Source organism: Pseudomonas sp. LTGT-11-2Z (genome assembly GCF_003691445.1).
GTDB lineage: Bacteria > Pseudomonadota > Gammaproteobacteria > Pseudomonadales > Pseudomonadaceae > Aquipseudomonas > Aquipseudomonas monteilii.
The window spans coordinates 3,370,176-3,385,977 of sequence record NZ_CP033104.1; the positions used below are offsets into that span (position 1 = coordinate 3,370,176).

The window sequence follows — 15,802 nt, forward strand, 5'->3', positions numbered from 1 at the left end:
ACGATCACCGACGCAGGCGCGAAAAAGCCCGCCCTGCCCCAAATGGTGAGTAGGGCAGTTCGGGTTGAGTAAGAGGAGACCGCAAAACGTATTACGGGTGTGTCAGCTGGCAGCCCGCTGGCTGGCTGCACGATCAGCCTTGGGGAAGTGCCCCCCTTGCAGGCTGACCTGCTCGCACACCTTTTCGACAATGTAGGCGCCGATCGGAATGGCCGAGGTGGCGGCCGGCGACGGCGCATTGCACACGTTGACGCTGCGCGCGGTGTTGACGAACAGGAAGTCGTCGATCAGCTTGCCGTCGCGCGACACCGCCTGGGCGCGTACGCCGGCCGGGTACGGCGTGAGGTCGGCTTTGGTGATGCTCGGGCAGTACTTCTGCACCTGCTTGAGGTAGCCGCCCTTGAACAGCGAGTTTTTCATCTCGATCAGGCCCGGGCGGAAGTTCTTCGCCAGTACCTTGAGAATGCCGGGGGTCGTCAGGGTCTGGAACAGGTCACCAGGGCTGACGTCGGTCTTGCGGTAGCCCTCGCGCTTCATCGCCAGTACGGCGTTGGGGCCGACGGTGACGGTGCCATCGATCATGCGGGTCAGGTGCACGCCCAGGAACGGCATCGACGGATCAGGAATCGGGTAGATCAGGTGGTTGACGATCTGGTTATGCTGCTTGGGCAGCAAGTAGTACTCGCCACGGAACGGGCAGATCACGAATTCGGTGCGCAGCCCCAGCATGCTCACCACGCGGTCGGCCATCAGGCCCGAGCACGTTACCAGGAAACGGCTGCGGAACTCGTCGCGCTGCGTGCGTACGATCACTTCGCTGGCCTGCTCCTGCAAGCCGACCACCTCGGCGCCATAGCGGATTTCACCACCGGCACGCTGAAACTCAGCCCCCATGGCAGCGGTCACTTGCGCGTAATTGACGATGCCACTGGACGGCACGAAGATGCCACCCATGCCGACGATGTTGGGCTCGCGCTCGCGCAGTTCGTCCGCCGACAGCCAATAGCGCTCCAGGCCATTGGCCGCAGTGCGTTCCCACAGCGCCTTCATGCGCTGCATTTCCAGGTCGTTGGTGGCCACCAGCAATTTGCCACACTCATCGAAGCGGATGCCGTGCTGGGTGCAGAAGGCCTTGGTGGCCTTGTTGCCTTCCAGGCAGAAACGCGCCTTGAGGCTGCCGGGGGTGTAATACACGCCGGCATGAATCACACCGCTGTTGTGGCCGGTCTGATGGCGGGCCGGGCCGGACTCCTTCTCCAGCAGGAGAATCTTCGCGTCCGGGTAGACCTTGATCAGGTGCATGGCCGTGGACATGCCCACAATGCCACCGCCAATAATGATGAAATCGTACACAGCCTTACCTCACACGCAGGCATTGCCTGGCTGGCTCACCAAGGCCCGCACGGGCCTTGGTGGCATCGTTTTTTTGCAAAAGCGCGTGGGCGGGCGCCCGCCCGGCACCCTTGATTATTGCCCGCGCTGGTACAGCGGTTTTGGGAAGGCGACGTAACCACGCTGACGCATCAGTTCACGGCGCAGGCCCTCGTGCGGGGTGAAGCGGTCGCGGCCATGCAGCCAGAACAGGTTGTTGATCAGCAGGAAGCTGCCTACACCTACCGGTACCGACACCTTCTTCTCGCTGCCTTCCAGCGAGTCGGACAAGGCGTTCAGCCAGATACCTTCCTCGTAGTTTTCCGGCTGCACGAACTGGTCAATGTAGCGCATGGTCGGGCGGCCTTCGCCATCGGTGTCGAACACCGAGTGGAACACATCCTCGGCAACCTTTTTGCTGGGTGGCGCGGTCCAGCGCATTTCGCGGCGTGCCATGGGGTGGCGGAAGAATTCCTCGCACTGCTCCCAGTCGTCAAGGTGCAGCAGCAGCGAGTTGCCACCTTCCATGTTCTTTTCGTCGATTTTCAGCATCAGCACGTAGTCGGTGATCTGGTTCACGAAGGTGCCGTCGTTGTGCAGCTCCATGACCCGGTGCGGCTGGCGCAGGTAGCTGTCGGAGTTGTCGCTGTTGACCACCACGAAGCGCGCATAGAACTGCCCACTCATGGCGTCGTAGTTGGAACGGCCGATCAGGTGTGCACAGGCGGTGGTGAACTTGACCATGTCCTCGGCCTGGCTCACGTCATCCAGGCCGATCGGGGTAATCAGCATGCCGCCGGTCGTGCGGTCGAGGATGGTGTTGAGCAGCACGGGGCGCAAGGTGCCCTGGCACAGCTCATCAAGAATTTCACCTACCCGGAAGCGCAGGAACGACTTGTACTCCAGCGCCTGCACCGGCCATTGGGCGACGGCCTGGACGAACGCTTCGACGGTTTCTCGGGCAAAGGTCAGTTCCAGCAGGCGCGGCGACTGTTTCGAGGGAGCGATGGTGTAACCACGCGGTTCGAGCGGCAGCGGCATCACAAGTTCGTCGATCTGCGTAAAGGCGTTCATGGCAGTGTCCTGGCAAAAAGGTGGTTGGCGCTATCCAGTGATGACCTGGATCAGTGCGGGCGAGCTAAAAATATCGCCACTCAATCAAAATGTCTACATTTTTATTTTTCATAGCTATTAGTCGTTATTGTCCATTGTTTTTCGTCCGCAGACGGTTTCGGTATGATCGCCAAAACGTTTTGAGGAACAGGATCTTGGAAGCGCTCGCCCCCCGACAAAACTCAGCATTCAGCGGGTATGAGAGGCTCAAGAAGGACATCATCCGTGGTGTATTCAAGCCCGGTGAAAAACTGTTGATGAGCGCCCTGAAGGAACGCTACGACCTGGGCGTGGGCCCGCTGCGCGAAGCGCTTTCGCAACTGGTGGCCGAACACCTGGTCAACGCCATCAGCCAGAAAGGCTACCGGGTGGCGCCCATGTCGCTGGACGAGATGAACGACATCTACGATGCCCGCGCCAACCTGGAGGCGATGATCATTGCCTTGGCCATCGAGCGCGGTGATGACGCCTGGGAGGCGTCAGTGCTGGCCCACTCGCATACACTGGCCAAGGTCGTGGAAGTAAAAACCCGCGAACAGCGCCTGGATGTGTGGGACGAACGGCACAAGGCGTTTCACACTGCCATTGCCTCGGGTTGCGGTTCCAAGCACCTGCTGCAGGCGCGCACCTACCTGTTCGACCAGGCCGAGCGTTATCGCCACCTGTGGCTGACGCAGACGGTGTTTTCCGAACAGGCGCTGGAGCTCAAGCGCCAGGAGCATGCGGCACTGGTGGAGGTGATTCTCGCCCGCGACGCCAAGCGCGCCAGCGCCATGATGCGCTCGCACCTGATGACTCCGGTGCCGATCATTGCGCAGATCATGCATGCCGAGGGTATCGGCGCACGCTAGATGAATTTTTCTTAAATCGCCGGTTGTCTATTCTTTGGCACAATCAAATCTCTATTAGATGCCCAGGAACCAGCATGCCTCGCGTACTGACCATCGAAGACGACGCCGTCACCGGCCAGGAAATCGTCGCCGAACTTACCAGCCACGGCCTGGACGTGGATTGGGCCGACAATGGCCGTGAAGGCCTGGCCAAAGCCATTGCCGGCGGCTATGACCTGATCACCCTCGACCGCATGCTGCCCGAGGTCGACGGCCTGACCATCGTTACCACCCTGCGCAGCCTCAAGATCGCCACGCCGATCCTGATGATCAGCGCCCTCTCCGACGTCGATGAGCGGGTGCGCGGCCTGCGTGCCGGCGGTGACGACTACCTGACCAAGCCGTTTGCCTCCGACGAGATGGCTGCGCGGGTCGAGGTATTGCTGCGCCGCAACAGCGTGCCCATGACCCAGACCCGCCTGCAGGTCGCCGACCTGCAGCTGGACCTGATCAGCCACGAGGCGCGCCGTGGAGACAACACCCTCAACCTGCTGCCCACCGAGTACAAGCTGCTGGAGTACCTGATGCGCCACAGCGGCCAGGTAATCACACGGATGATGATTTTCGAGGAAGTCTGGGGCTACCACTTCGACCCGGGCACTAACCTGATCGACGTGCACATCGGCCGTCTGCGCAAGAAAATCGACTCCCCCGGCCAGTCGCCGCTGATCCGTACGGTGCGGGGCTCCGGCTATGCCATTGCTGAACCCGTCTAAAGGCTGGAGCTCTTCGACCAGCCGCCTGCTGGCGCTGTACAGCTTTTTGTTCGTGGCCTGGAGCAGCATCCTCATGGGGGTGCTGTATTTCGAGGTGTCCAGCTACCTGAACAAACTCACCCGCCACTCCATGCTGCAACGCCAACACCTGTTCGCGCACATGAGCGGCAAGCAGCTGGATGACGCCCTGATCGCCAGCCAGGCCTTCGAAGAACGCAGCTTCGACGCCTACGGCCTGTTTGACGCCCAGCTCAACCCGATGGGCGGCAGTGTGCGTGCCCTGCCCCCGGAGCTCAGGCTGGACGGCAAGATCCATGAGTTGAAACGCTGCCTGGATGCCGACGACCCACACCTGCCCCGCGACAGCTGCGATGCGGTGGCGATCAAAGTGCAAGATGGCCGCTGGCTGGTACTGTTCCGCGATAACGGCTCACTGTTCGTGGTGACCCGGATCATTCTCGATGCCCTGCTCTGGGGTATCTCCTTGACGCTGATTCCAGGCTTTGCAGGCTGGTATTTGTTGCGCCGTCGGCCGCTAAAGCGTATCCGCGCGATCCAGGCCCAGGCCGAGCTTATCGTCGCCGGTGACCTGACTCACCGCCTGCCCTTGTCGGCCAGGCGCGACGAACTGGACATGCTGGCCGCCATCGTCAATGCCATGCTCGACCGTATCGAGCGGTTGATGCATGAGGTGAAAGGTGTGTGCGACAACATTGCCCATGACCTGCGCACCCCTCTGACTCGTCTGCGCGCCCAGCTGTACCGCATTCGCCAGCAGAGCGATGTCGACTCTGCGCAAGCCGAGGCGCTGGACCAGGCCATTGGCGAAACCGACACCCTGATGGCACGTTTTCGCGGATTGTTACGCATCAGCGAACTGGAAGACCGCCAGCGCCGGGCCGGCTTCGTTCAGCTGGACCCGCATGATTTGCTGGTCGAACTGCACGACTTTTATCTACCGTTGGCCGAAGATGGTGGTATTCATCTGGAATTGCACCAGCCCGCGCAGCTGTCGACTCTGCACGGTGACCGCGAGCTGCTGTTCGAGGCACTGGCCAACCTGGTGGGCAATGCTATCAAGTTCACGCCCGAGAGTGGGCAAGTGCGGATTTGCGCGACACAGGACGATAACGGCGTGCACCTGGCCATCGAGGACAGCGGGCCGGGTATTCCCGAGCAAGAGCGTGCTGCGGTGTTGAAGCGGTTCTATCGCAGCGATGAAGGCCATCGCCATGCCGGGTTCGGGCTGGGGTTATCGATCGTTGCGGCGATCGTCGACCTGCATGGGTTCGGGCTGGAGATTGGAGAGAGCGAGTTGGGTGGGGCGAAGTTAGTGCTGCATTGCCCGCTGGCGGGGCTAACCAAGTAACCATTGGGGCCGCAGAGCGGCCCCAATCATCAAGCCGATCAGTCAGCCAGACGCCAGGTAGTGGTACCCTTGCTGTCTTCCAGCACCACACCCATGGCGGTCAACTGGTCGCGAATCCGGTCCGACTCAGCCCAGTTCTTGTCCGCGCGTGCCTGCAGGCGCGCCTGAATCAGGCTTTCAACCTCGGCCGCATCGACCTTGCCTTCGGCGCCCGCTCGCAGGAAGTCATCGGCTTCCAGCTGCAGCACACCCAGCACATCACCCAGCTCGCGCAGGCGACCCGCCAGGCCGGCAGCGGCCTGCGGGTCGCTGTCGCGCAGGCGGTTGATCTCACGCACCAGGTCGAACAGCACGGCGCAGGCTTCAGGGGTACCGAAGTCGTCGTTCATCGCCACGCTGAAGCGCTCGACGAACGCTTCGCCACCCTTGGCTGCCACGCGTGGCAAGCCGCGCAGGGCGTGGTAGAAGCGCTCCAGCGCGCCCTTGGCGTCACGCAGGCTGTCTTCGGAGTAGTTGATCGCGCTGCGGTAGTGGCTGGCCACCAGCAGGTAACGCACCACTTCCGGGTGGTACTTTTCCAGCACGTCACGGATGGTGAAGAAGTTGTTCAACGACTTGGACATCTTCTCGCCATTGATACGGATCATGCCGCAATGCATCCAGGCGTTGGCGTACTGCTTGCCAGTGGCCGCTTCGCTCTGGGCAATCTCGTTCTCGTGGTGCGGAAACTCCAGGTCGCTGCCACCGCCGTGAATGTCGAAGCTCTCGCCCAGGCAGCAGGTGGACATCACCGAGCACTCGATGTGCCAGCCCGGACGGCCCGGGCCCCATGGCGACTCCCAGCTCGGCTCGCCCGGCTTCACACCCTTCCACAGCACGAAGTCCAGCGGGTCCTGCTTGGCTTCGTCGACCTCGATGCGCGCGCCGATGCGCAGGTCTTCGATCTTCTTGCGCGACAGTTTGCCGTAACCGACGAACTTGCCGACGCGGTAGTACACGTCGCCATTGCCCGGGGCGTAGGCGTAACCCTTGTCGATCAGGGTCTGGATCATCGCGTGCATGCCGGCGATGTGGTCGGTGGCACGCGGTTCCTGGTCTGGCGGCAGGATGTTCAGGCGGCGCTCGTCTTCGTGCATCGCATCGATCATGCGGGCGGTCAAGGCGTCGAAGGTTTCACCGTTCTCGTTGGCCCGGTTGATGATCTTGTCATCGATGTCGGTGATGTTGCGCACGTAGGTCAGGTCGTAGCCGCTCTTGCGCAGCCAGCGGGTGACCAGGTCGAAGGCCACCATGCTGCGGCCATGGCCCAGGTGGCAGTAGTCGTACACGGTCATGCCGCACACGTACATGCGCACCTTGTTGCCATCCAGCGGCTTGAAGGTTTCCTTCGCTTTGCTCAGGGTGTTGTAGATGGTAAGCACGGCGTTTCCTCAGCTGCCCCAGGAGTCACGCAGGGTGACAGTGCGGTTGAACACCGGGCGGCCCGGCTGGCTGTCTTTCAGGTCGGCGCAGAAGTAGCCTTCGCGCTCGAACTGGAAGCGGTCCTCGGGCTGGGCCTTGGCCAGCGAAGGCTCGGCACGGCAGCCGCTGAGCACTTGCAGCGAATCCGGGTTGATGTTGTCCAGGAAGCTGCCGCCCTCCTCGGTCTTTTCCGGGTTCGGCGAGCGGAACAGACGGTCGTACAGGCGCACTTCACACTCGACGCTGCCTTCGGCCGGTACCCAGTGGATCACGCCCTTGACCTTGCGGCCTTCTGGGTTTTTGCCCAGGGTGTCGGGGTCGTACGAGCAGCGCAGCTCGACGATGTTGCCGTCGGCGTCCTTGATGGCCTCGTCGGCGCGGATCACGTAGCTGCCACGCAGGCGCACTTCGCCGGCCGGTTCCAGGCGCTTGTAGCCCTTCGGCGGCTCTTCCATGAAGTCGTCGCGATCGATGTACAGCTCACGGGAGAACGGCAGTACGCGCATGCCCATGTCTTCTTTCGGGTGGCGCGGCAGTTCAAGCTGCTCGACCTGGCCTTCCGGGTAGTTGGTGATGACCACTTTCAGTGGGCGCAGCACGCACATGGCGCGCGGCGCGGTGCGGTCGAGGTCGTCACGGATGCTGAATTCGAGCATCGACATGTCGACCACGCCGTCGGAACGGTTGGTGCCGATCATTTCGCAGAAGTTGCGGATCGAAGCCGGGGTGTAGCCACGGCGACGGAAGCCGGACAGGGTCGACATGCGCGGGTCGTCCCAGGCGTCGACGTGCTTCTCGTCAACCAGCTGCTTCAGCTTGCGCTTGGACGTGATGGTGTAGTTCAGGTTCAGGCGGCTGAATTCGTACTGACGCGGGTGCGCCGGCACCGGCAGGTTGTCGAGGAACCAGTCGTACAGCGGACGATGCCCTTCGAACTCCAGGGTGCAGATCGAGTGGGTAATGCCCTCGATGGCATCCGACTGGCCGTGGGTAAAGTCGTAGTTGGGGTAGATGCACCACTTGTCACCGGTCTGGTGGTGGTGGGCATGGCGAATGCGGTACAGGATCGGGTCGCGCAGGTTCATGTTTGGCGAGGCCATGTCGATCTTGGCCCGCAACACGCGCTCACCGTCCTTGAACTCGCCAGCCTTCATGCGGGCGAACAGGTCGAGGTTGTCTTCCACGCTGCGCTCGCGGAACGGGCTGTTCTTGCCCGGCTCCTTGAGGTTGCCACGGTACTCCTTGGCTTGCTCGGGGGTAAGGTCGCAAACGTAAGCCTTGCCCTGCTTGATCAGCTCGACTGCCCAGTCGTGCAACTGGTCGAAGTAGTCAGAGGCGTAGCGCACGTCGCCCGCCCAATCGAAGCCCAGCCACTTCACATCGCTCTGGATGGCGTCGATGTACTCCTGGTCTTCCTTGGCCGGGTTGGTGTCGTCGAAGCGCAGGTGACAGACACCGCCGAATTCCTTGGCCAGGCCGAAGTTGACACAAATCGACTTGGCGTGGCCGATGTGCAGGTAGCCGTTAGGCTCCGGCGGGAAACGGGTGACGATGCTGCTGTGCTTGCCCGAGTCCAGGTCGGCCTGGATGATCGGCCGCAGGAAGTTCGCAGGGACAGCGGGGGCGCCTTTGGCAGCGGCGTTGGGCGCGTTGTCGGCAGTGGGCTTGCTCATAGGATCCTTGAATGCACGTGTCCGGCCTGGGTAGGCCGATTGAATCAAAGGGCCTATCATAGCCGAAGCAGTCAAGCTGCTGACAGTCGGGCCCGGACAAACTGGCGTGATTTATCACGGCTTTTTGCCGCAGCCTGGCAAAATGGCCAGTGCGCGCCATGTGTCGCGATCACCTGATCCTGCGTCAGGTAATAACCCGCGCCCTGCGCACCCTAATTTCTGATTGCCTTGAAAAAGCGAGTTTCAGCATGTCCAAAGTCAAACTGAGCACCAACCACGGCGACATCGTCCTGCAACTGGACGCCGAGAAAGCGCCGCAGACCACCGAAAACTTCGTTCAGTACGTCAAGGACGGCCACTACAATGGCACCGTGTTCCACCGCGTGATCAAGGGCTTCATGATCCAGGGTGGCGGCTTCGACACCAACATGAGCCAGAAGAAAACCCGCGCCACCATCCAGAACGAAGCCGACAACGGCCTGAAGAACAAGAAGTACAGCATCGCCATGGCCCGTACCATGGAGCCGCACTCCGCCTCGGCGCAGTTCTTCATCAACTCGTCCGACAACGACTTCCTCAACCACAGCGGCAAGAACGTGCAGGGCTGGGGCTACGCCGTGTTCGGCGAAGTGATCGAAGGCCGTGAAATCGTCGACGCCATCGAAAAGGTCGCCACCGGCTCCAAAGCTGGCCACCAGGACGTTCCGAAAGACGACGTGATCATCGAGAAAGCCGAGATCATTGAGTGATCCTGCTGATCTCCGATCTGCATTTGCAAGAAGAACGCCCGGATATTTCCCGGGCGTTTCTTGATCTGCTCGATGGCCGCGCCCGCCACGCCAAGGCGCTGTACATCCTGGGTGATTTTTTCGAAGCGTGGATTGGCGACGATGCCATGACGCCCTTCCAGCAGTCGATCTGCCAGGCCATGCGCCGGCTGAGCGACAGCGGCACGGCCATCTACCTGATGCACGGCAACCGCGACTTCCTGATTGGCCAAGCCTTTTGCGACGCTGCTGGCTGCACGCTGTTGAGTGACCCCAGCGTGATCGAGCTGGGCGGTGAGCAGGTGCTGCTGATGCATGGCGACACCCTGTGCACCCGCGACCTGGGCTACATGAAGATGCGCCGGTTACTGCGCAATCCGCTGAGTTTGTGGATCTTGCGTCACCTGCCGCTGTCGGCCCGCTACAAGCTGGCGCGCAAGCTGCGCAGCGAAAGCCGCACGCAAACGCGGATGAAGTCTACCGAGATTGTCGACGTCACGCCGGAGGAAGTGCCCAAGGTGATGGCGGAACATGGCGTGCGCACGCTGGTGCATGGCCATACCCACCGGCCGGCGATACACAAGCTGGTGGTCGATGGGGAGCCGGCACGGCGTATCGTGCTGGGGGACTGGGACCGCCGGGGCTGGGCCTTGCAGGTGGACGAGCAAGGGTTTCAGCTGGCGCCTTTCGAGTTTTCCTGAGAGTGCAGGGTTGCCCGCACTGCCCCTTTCGCGGGCTTGCCCGCGAAAGGGCCGGAATGGCTTACTGCTGAGCCACTGCCCCCTTGTCTCGCTCACTGATCACCACTTCCCGATACTCTGGGTCAGCCTTGATCTGCTCTTCGGTAAACGGAATCACTGCCAGCTGCTTGGCCGCAAACGCCTTGGTCTGGTCGCTGGCATGCGCTGAAGCCGCTTCGCTCGACTGCGAAAATGCCAATATCCCACGGGCCTCTGGCCCTTTGTCGGTGAAGCTGACCAGTTGCAGGTAGCTGGTACCACTCACCACCAGCCGCTTGCCCTGCCCGTGCGGCACACTGTACATCGCGTTGTACACGCCCAGCGCCTGCGGGCCACCCGGCACCGGCGTGCCATCGAGCGCCTGCTGTACTTGCCCCCAACGCGCCTCAGCCGCCACGCCGCTTTCATCCACCTCCTTGAGCGAAGCCAGCGCAGCCTCATGCACCAGCCTGCTCACGGCCGCTTGCTCTACTGCCAAGCCTCGCGGGGTGTGCTGCGGATCGGTCGGGTTGAAGGCCACCCGCCAGCTTTCCGGGTGTTCGGCCAGGGCATTGAACAGGTTCTGGAAGTGCACCAGGCCAATGCCGCTGTCCAGGTCAGCCTTGCCATTCCAGGCCGCCAGGCTGCTGCAGACGGCTTGCACATCCACGGCTGCGCCCTTGCACCACTGCAGCAGGTCTGGCAGCACCAGGCTGGCCAGGTAAACCTCGTCGTCGGTCACCATGCGCTGCAGGTCATCCACGCCCAGCTTTGCCGTGCCCTGCAGGCGTTGCAGGGCAAAGCGCCCGCGCATGCCCAACGGCTGGTCATTGCGGCTGACCAACGGTGAATAACCGGTCAGCGGCTGGGCCGGGTTGGCCATCCAGGCAGGGTCGTTGGAGTTCTGCACAAAGTCCTCGCGCTCAAGGCTCGGCAGCAGTCGCGCCGGAAAAATACCCGGTTGCGCAGCCTGCGCATCGACCTTCCACTGGCATGCGCTGCGCGAACCATCCAGCACCACCAGGCGTCCCTGCCCTTTCGGGTTACTGCAGGCGTCCAGCAGTGGCTGATCCACGTAGGGCACCACCGACTGGTTCAGGTACAACGCACGGCCGCCTTGGTCCACCGCCAGGGTATTGACCCATGGGATGCCCTGCAGTTGCTCGACCGAGCCTTTCAACGCGGCCAGGCTGTCGGCACGGTTGATCTGGTACCACTGCTGCAGCACCCGGGTGTTGTCCAGGTTGGCATCACGCAAGCTGTAGGCCGCCTGTGCATCCCAATCCAGGCGCCCAGGCCACTGCACCACCGGGCCGAATTGCGAGCTGTAGACCTGCCGTTCCATTTGGCTCACGCTGCCATCCTCGGCCTTGACCGCAACGCTGACGGTTTGTCTCGCCAGTGGAAGCGATTTGCCATCCAGCAGGTACCGGGTCGGGTCCTTGGGATCGAGCTGCAAACGGTACAAGGTGAAGTGATTCGACGTATCGACGGTGTGCGTCCAGGCCAGGTGTCGGTTGAACCCGATGTTGACTACCGGCAGGCCCGGCAATGCGGCACCCATGACGTCAAGCTGGCCGGGGATGGTCAGCTGCATCTGGTAAAAGCGCATGCCGCCCATCCACGGGAAGTGCGGGTTGGCCAACAGCAAGCCACGGCCATTGGCCGAACGCTGCGCGCCTACGGCCACTGCGTTGCTGCCGCGCTCCGTGGCAAAGCGCTCTTGCCTCGCCAGTGCGGCGCCGAAGCCAGCCGGTGCCTGTTGGCTGGTCTGTGCTGGTGGTTGCGCCCCCGCCAGCGCCTCGACGAACTGCCCGACACCGCCTTCGGCCAGCAGCCGACGGGTCAGCTTGACCAGGTCCTCGCTACGGATGGGCCGCACCCACTCGCCATTGCCGCACTCGGCAGGCAAGCCTTGGCTGCGGCGCTCAGCCAACGCCCGGTTGTAGCCGGTGGCATAGCCCTCCAGCAGCGCTTTCACCGGCGCGGGCTGCGCCTGCAAGTACGCGCTGACCGCCGCCGGGCTGTTGAGCCAGGTGAAGAACAGGTCACTGGCCAAGTTGTCACGCTGTTCCAGGGTCTTGCCTTTGGCGCCGAAATGGCGGGACCGCTCGCCGCTTACGGTCAATACCTCGTTGGCCAGCAGGCACAAGTTGTCCTGCGCGTAGGCGTAGCCGACACCATAGCCCAGACCACGCTCATCCTTGGCCACGATATGCGGCACCCCGTAACTGGTACGTCGGATCTGCGCACTGGCATCAAGGTCGGGCTGCGCCTGAACGGTAACGCTGAAGGCCACCAGCGCGGCGGCCAGGCCAGCGCAAGTCATGGGACGGGAAAGTGGAAACACGGGCACTCCTCGGGTTCGGGGGTCATCCCGATCAGACGAATGGCCAGATGAAAATTTTACGTATTACAAGGCGATGGAACGTCTTGATGAGAAAGCGGCATTTTTTTCACGAGTGGGTTGCAGTTTTTGCGTTCTCATTCGTCCTAGTAAGTGAGGCAACCACATTTCGGGTTCGTCCACGAAAAGGAGCATTCACATGTACAACCCGCAACCCTCGATCCAGGCTGGGCGCGTCCCAGGCAAAGCGCCCAAGGGACAGGGCATTTTTGCTGAGGAACGCACCGGCAACGAACAGATCCGCGAACTGCTGCGCACTTTTGGCCTGCGTACCAGCCTGATTCGCCTCAAGGTGATCGACGCCCTGCACGCCGCCGACCGCAACGGCCGCAGCATTGGCGTGCGCGGAGTGCATGCCCAACTGGAACAGCTGGATATCCCGCTGTCGTTTCTCAGCGTGCGCGAAGTGCTCAAACGCCTGTGCGCCGAAGGCGTCATTCAGCTGGGCAGCGACAAGTGCTACAGCCTGAACCCTCAGGCCCGCGCCGTGCTGGAGCAAACACCGCTGCGCTGAGCGTATGGCCGGCCAGACCTGGCCGGCCCGCACAGGTCAGGGCTTGACCTTGCGCCGCAGGATGCCATTGATCACCACGACCACCACCGCAATGGCAATGGCCAGCATCTGGAAGGTCTGCTCACTGATCGTGCCCTGCTTCTGCAGGTGGGACAGGCCCAGCATCAGGCCCAGTACAACCAGGATGATCAAAAGGGAATATTTCAGGCGCTGCACGTGTGTCATCGAAGGTTCCTTGCAACATCAGGGGCAAAAGGCTCGCAACGAGCCGCGGCAATGATACAACGGCCACCGTCCCCGGCGCTGCATTTCCTGCTGGGTGGGGCGGGGTCAGCCTGAAAGCATGAGGCTCCCAAGCACCCAAGCCGGAGTCACCATGTACAAACCCCTGCTGTTCACTTCGCTGTTTCTGACCCCCTTTTCCCTTCATGCGTTAGACACCCGGCAGACACCCGCCGAGCACCTGCTCGAACTGGGGCGCGAGCTGGCTGCCCATGCCGGCAGCAGCCAATGGCAACAACTGTGGCAACGCGTGCGCCAGGCCGGGTACCTGCAGGCCAATGCGGCGCAGGTCCATTTCAGCGTGCCTGCGGCCCGGCTACCCGACCTGGCCCGGCAAACCCTGGCCCAGGCCGATCAGGTACAGGCTCAGCGCCAGACCCAGGCCCTGTACCGCCGCCACTTTGCGGGCCAGGTCATCGGCCAGCGCAACGGCCAGCCCCTGCATGCGCTGTGCCTGCTGGTTGACTGGCGCACATTGCCCCAGGGCATGCGCGCCACCCCTCAAGCCTACCTGAGTAGCGCCAGCTTGCTGAGCAGCTATCCGTGCGAGTGAAGGTTACCGGCCCCATCCCACAACCATTGGCATGATCAGATGAGAAATCGCCAGTCCCCGCCAAATGTCGATGCCATTTCCTACAGCACCGGATATCGCTGCCTGCAAAACCTGTTCACCGAAGCTACAACTCCCAACCCATATGCCGCCTAGCGACGCGCCTTGGCAGTCGCACAGAATTTGCTCACACCTTCGACATACCGCCGCGGGTGATCGGGTCGCACATCCCACCCATCCCGAAGGAGCGCCATATGCAAACGCCAGACTTGAGCCAGATCGATATCAGCCAACTGCCCCACTCGCTACAGGCCCTGATCGACTGCATCGGCATCGAAAACGCCTACCAGCTGACCTGCGCCTTTGGTGGCAGGCCCAAGTACATCCCCAAGCACCGCGAGCGTACCAAGCTTGCCGACGTGCTGCCGGCCGATGCGCTCGATGCGCTGATCAAGCGCTTTGCCGGGGTTGCCCTGGAGATCCCCAAGGCTGACCACTTCCTGCGCCAGCTGCGCAACCAGCAGATCCAGAAGGAAAGCGCCAACGGCTTGTCCCGCAGCCTGTTGGCCAACAAGTACGGCCTGAGCCTGCGCCAGATCGGCAACATTCGGCGCCAGGAGCCTTGCCCTCGCTGACGCCACTGCCCCGTGGCCGCCATTGGCGGCTTCCTTACCCCACTAGAAAGAGCATCCCGATATGTCGATAGACAACAGCCTTATTGGCTCGGTCATCAACGCCCTGCCGATGGACCGCATGATCGCCGGCCCCCTGCAGGCCATGGTCCAGGCGCAGGTAACCGCCAGCAAATCGTACGCCGACTTCCTGATGCAGGTGTGCGTCCAGGATGGCAAGGCGGTCGCCATCCAGTTCGACTACGACGAAACCATCGTCGATGAACAGGGCGAATACAAAGGCGTGGTCAGCAAGACCATGAAAGTGCCGCTGCTGGCTGCCATTACGCACCCGAACATCTCGATTGAAGAGGGCAACGTAGAGTTCGAACTGGTGATCAACCAGATGTCGGAGGATACATCCAGCAAGGACATGAACGCAGAAGCGACCGGCTCACTGGGCTGGGGGCCGTTCAAGCTGAACGTGAAAGGCAGCGTCAGCCACAAGTCCACGCAAACCCGCAAGACGGATACACGCGCCCGCTATGCCTTCAACACCACCCTAAAGCGCCAGGAGCCGCCCGAAGCGATGATGAGGGTGATCGAGTTCCTGACGGACGCCGCGACCAAGCCAACCGTTGTCAGAACCGCCGCATTGGAAAGCCCGGACGAGATTTCTCAGGCAGATACCCTGAAAGGGCCAAAACCCGAAGGCCCACCGGCGCCGTGAGACGCTTGAGTGCCCCCATCAACCCCTCCTGCCCGCAACGGGAGGGGCACCAACTGGCTTGAGGAGTCGAATCGTTGCAAAAGCCCCCCGCCCCCATGACCTCCATCGACCTGCGCGAAATCACCCGTGGTCTGCAAGAAGCCGCCAGCGCCACCAACAGCTTGATTGCACAACAGTACATCAACCTGTTCGATCAATTTTTCGAGTGCGACACCGAGGCGTTGGGCGCCCCTATGAAGGCCAAGATGGTCGAAGTGGCAATGGACGGCCAGCACATCATGCGCGTTCCCCTGTTTGCTTTGGTGTCGCCCAAAGGCCTGGCCCTGGAGCGCATGCAGGTCGACTTGTCGGTGCGGGTCAAAGGTACTGAAGCGCAGCAGGCCCTGCTGACGGCAGGCGAGAACAAGGCCGCCAGCTTCAAGGTCACCATCGGCGGCCAGGGCCGTCAGGGTGACAGCCGTGACCCTGACGAAGTGCAGATACGCATGCAGTTCCAGGCCAGCGAACCACCCGAAGCCCTGAACCGGCTGATCGAGGAATACACCAGCCTGATTATCCCGGTACGTGCTCCCGCTGCCCCGCCCTCGCCCGACACCAATGAGTTCATCGAGGCAGCCACCGTCCGTTGA

At 62.1% G+C, this 15,802-nt stretch carries 16 protein-coding genes; 10 read left to right on the forward strand and 6 right to left on the reverse strand.

The window, feature by feature from the left end:
* Positions 1–102: 102 nt before the first annotated feature.
* Together lhgO and glaH are read right to left on the reverse strand one after the other, a co-directional pair.
* Positions 103–1,353, reverse strand: a complete 1,251-nt coding sequence (gene lhgO / locus D8767_RS15665; RefSeq protein ID WP_016714101.1) for an L-2-hydroxyglutarate oxidase — start codon at positions 1,351–1,353, stop codon at positions 103–105.
* Positions 1,354–1,467: 114 nt separating this feature from the next.
* A complete protein-coding gene (gene glaH / locus D8767_RS15670) occupies positions 1,468–2,445 on the reverse strand; it encodes a glutarate dioxygenase GlaH (protein ID WP_016714102.1) in 978 nt (325 codons plus the stop codon).
* A 194-nt stretch (positions 2,446–2,639) separates the two neighbouring features.
* Between glaH and csiR the strand changes: the two genes are divergently transcribed.
* The 3 genes from csiR (at position 2,640) to D8767_RS15685 (ending at position 5,459) form a co-directional block, all read left to right on the forward strand.
* A complete protein-coding gene (csiR, locus tag D8767_RS15675; RefSeq protein ID WP_012272506.1) occupies positions 2,640–3,335 on the forward strand; it encodes a DNA-binding transcriptional regulator CsiR in 696 nt (231 codons plus the stop codon).
* Between the two features lie 74 nt (positions 3,336–3,409).
* Positions 3,410–4,090, forward strand: a complete 681-nt coding sequence (locus D8767_RS15680) for a response regulator transcription factor (RefSeq protein ID WP_016714103.1) — start codon at positions 3,410–3,412, stop codon at positions 4,088–4,090.
* Positions 4,068–5,459 (forward strand): HAMP domain-containing sensor histidine kinase, encoded by a 1,392-nt coding sequence (locus tag D8767_RS15685; protein ID WP_016714104.1) that lies wholly within the window; start codon positions 4,068–4,070, stop codon positions 5,457–5,459. Before D8767_RS15680 ends, D8767_RS15685 begins: the two co-directional genes overlap by 23 nt.
* A 38-nt stretch (positions 5,460–5,497) precedes the next feature.
* Here the strand turns inward: D8767_RS15685 and cysS are convergent, their stop codons facing one another.
* Together cysS and D8767_RS15695 are read right to left on the reverse strand one after the other, a co-directional pair.
* Positions 5,498–6,880: a cysteine--tRNA ligase gene (gene cysS, locus D8767_RS15690; RefSeq protein WP_016714105.1), complete on the reverse strand. Its 1,383-nt coding sequence runs from the start codon at positions 6,878–6,880 to the stop codon at positions 5,498–5,500.
* Positions 6,881–6,889: 9 nt separating this feature from the next.
* Positions 6,890–8,593 carry a glutamine--tRNA ligase/YqeY domain fusion protein gene (locus tag D8767_RS15695; protein ID WP_016714106.1) on the reverse strand — a complete coding sequence of 568 codons (1,704 nt, stop codon included), beginning with the start codon at positions 8,591–8,593 and terminating at the stop codon, positions 6,890–6,892.
* 248 nt (positions 8,594–8,841) lie between these two features.
* Between D8767_RS15695 and D8767_RS15700 the strand changes: the two genes are divergently transcribed.
* Positions 8,842–9,342, forward strand: coding sequence for a peptidylprolyl isomerase (locus D8767_RS15700; RefSeq protein WP_016714107.1), 501 nt, complete (start codon positions 8,842–8,844; stop codon positions 9,340–9,342).
* Entirely contained in the window at positions 9,339–10,061 is a 723-nt protein-coding gene (locus tag D8767_RS15705) for a UDP-2,3-diacylglucosamine diphosphatase (protein ID WP_016714108.1), read from the forward strand. The genes D8767_RS15700 and D8767_RS15705 overlap by 4 nt, the downstream gene beginning before the upstream one ends.
* Positions 10,062–10,122: 61 nt before the next feature.
* On the opposite strand, the gene D8767_RS15710 is transcribed toward D8767_RS15705, so the two are convergent.
* Positions 10,123–12,429 carry an acylase gene (locus tag D8767_RS15710; RefSeq protein ID WP_016714109.1) on the reverse strand — a complete coding sequence of 769 codons (2,307 nt, stop codon included), beginning with the start codon at positions 12,427–12,429 and terminating at the stop codon, positions 10,123–10,125.
* 196 nt (positions 12,430–12,625) lie between these two features.
* Here D8767_RS15710 and D8767_RS15715 point away from each other — a divergent pair, with 196 nt between their 5' ends.
* Positions 12,626–13,000, forward strand: a complete 375-nt coding sequence (locus tag D8767_RS15715; RefSeq protein ID WP_016714110.1) for a fe2+ zn2+ uptake regulation protein — start codon at positions 12,626–12,628, stop codon at positions 12,998–13,000.
* Between the two features lie 36 nt (positions 13,001–13,036).
* On the opposite strand, the gene D8767_RS15720 is transcribed toward D8767_RS15715, so the two are convergent.
* Positions 13,037–13,225 carry a hypothetical protein gene (locus D8767_RS15720; protein WP_003248064.1) on the reverse strand — a complete coding sequence of 63 codons (189 nt, stop codon included), beginning with the start codon at positions 13,223–13,225 and terminating at the stop codon, positions 13,037–13,039.
* Between the two features lie 151 nt (positions 13,226–13,376).
* Here D8767_RS15720 and D8767_RS15725 point away from each other — a divergent pair, with 151 nt between their 5' ends.
* From D8767_RS15725 to D8767_RS15740, 4 genes are all read left to right on the forward strand, one after another.
* Positions 13,377–13,835 (forward strand): hypothetical protein, encoded by a 459-nt coding sequence (locus D8767_RS15725; RefSeq protein ID WP_016714111.1) that lies wholly within the window; start codon positions 13,377–13,379, stop codon positions 13,833–13,835.
* A gap of 251 nt (positions 13,836–14,086) precedes the next feature.
* On the forward strand, positions 14,087–14,467 hold the full coding sequence (locus tag D8767_RS15730) for a Mor transcription activator family protein (RefSeq protein WP_016714112.1): 381 nt from the start codon (positions 14,087–14,089) through the stop codon (positions 14,465–14,467).
* A gap of 61 nt (positions 14,468–14,528) precedes the next feature.
* Positions 14,529–15,173, forward strand: coding sequence for a DUF2589 domain-containing protein (locus D8767_RS15735; RefSeq protein WP_016714113.1), 645 nt, complete (start codon positions 14,529–14,531; stop codon positions 15,171–15,173).
* Positions 15,174–15,247: 74 nt separating this feature from the next.
* The gene (locus tag D8767_RS15740) at positions 15,248–15,802 is read left to right on the forward strand and encodes a DUF2589 domain-containing protein (RefSeq protein ID WP_016714114.1); all 555 of its coding nucleotides are present in this window, start codon (positions 15,248–15,250) and stop codon (positions 15,800–15,802) included.

Excerpts from the sequence above, each read along its gene's own strand:
- glaH (WP_016714102.1), bottom strand. The coding sequence starts at position 2,445 with ATGAACGCCTTTACGCAGATCGACGAACTTGTGATGCCGCTGCCGCTC.
- D8767_RS15680 (WP_016714103.1), top strand. The coding sequence starts at position 3,410 with ATGCCTCGCGTACTGACCATCGAAGACGACGCCGTCACCGGCCAGGAA.
- D8767_RS15685 (WP_016714104.1), top strand. The coding sequence starts at position 4,068 with ATGCCATTGCTGAACCCGTCTAAAGGCTGGAGCTCTTCGACCAGCCGC.
- D8767_RS15695 (WP_016714106.1), bottom strand. The coding sequence starts at position 8,593 with ATGAGCAAGCCCACTGCCGACAACGCGCCCAACGCCGCTGCCAAAGGC.
- D8767_RS15700 (WP_016714107.1), top strand. The coding sequence starts at position 8,842 with ATGTCCAAAGTCAAACTGAGCACCAACCACGGCGACATCGTCCTGCAA.
- D8767_RS15715 (WP_016714110.1), top strand. The coding sequence starts at position 12,626 with ATGTACAACCCGCAACCCTCGATCCAGGCTGGGCGCGTCCCAGGCAAA.
- D8767_RS15720 (WP_003248064.1), bottom strand. The coding sequence starts at position 13,225 with ATGACACACGTGCAGCGCCTGAAATATTCCCTTTTGATCATCCTGGTT.
- D8767_RS15725 (WP_016714111.1), top strand. The coding sequence starts at position 13,377 with ATGTACAAACCCCTGCTGTTCACTTCGCTGTTTCTGACCCCCTTTTCC.
- D8767_RS15730 (WP_016714112.1), top strand. The coding sequence starts at position 14,087 with ATGCAAACGCCAGACTTGAGCCAGATCGATATCAGCCAACTGCCCCAC.
- D8767_RS15735 (WP_016714113.1), top strand. The coding sequence starts at position 14,529 with ATGTCGATAGACAACAGCCTTATTGGCTCGGTCATCAACGCCCTGCCG.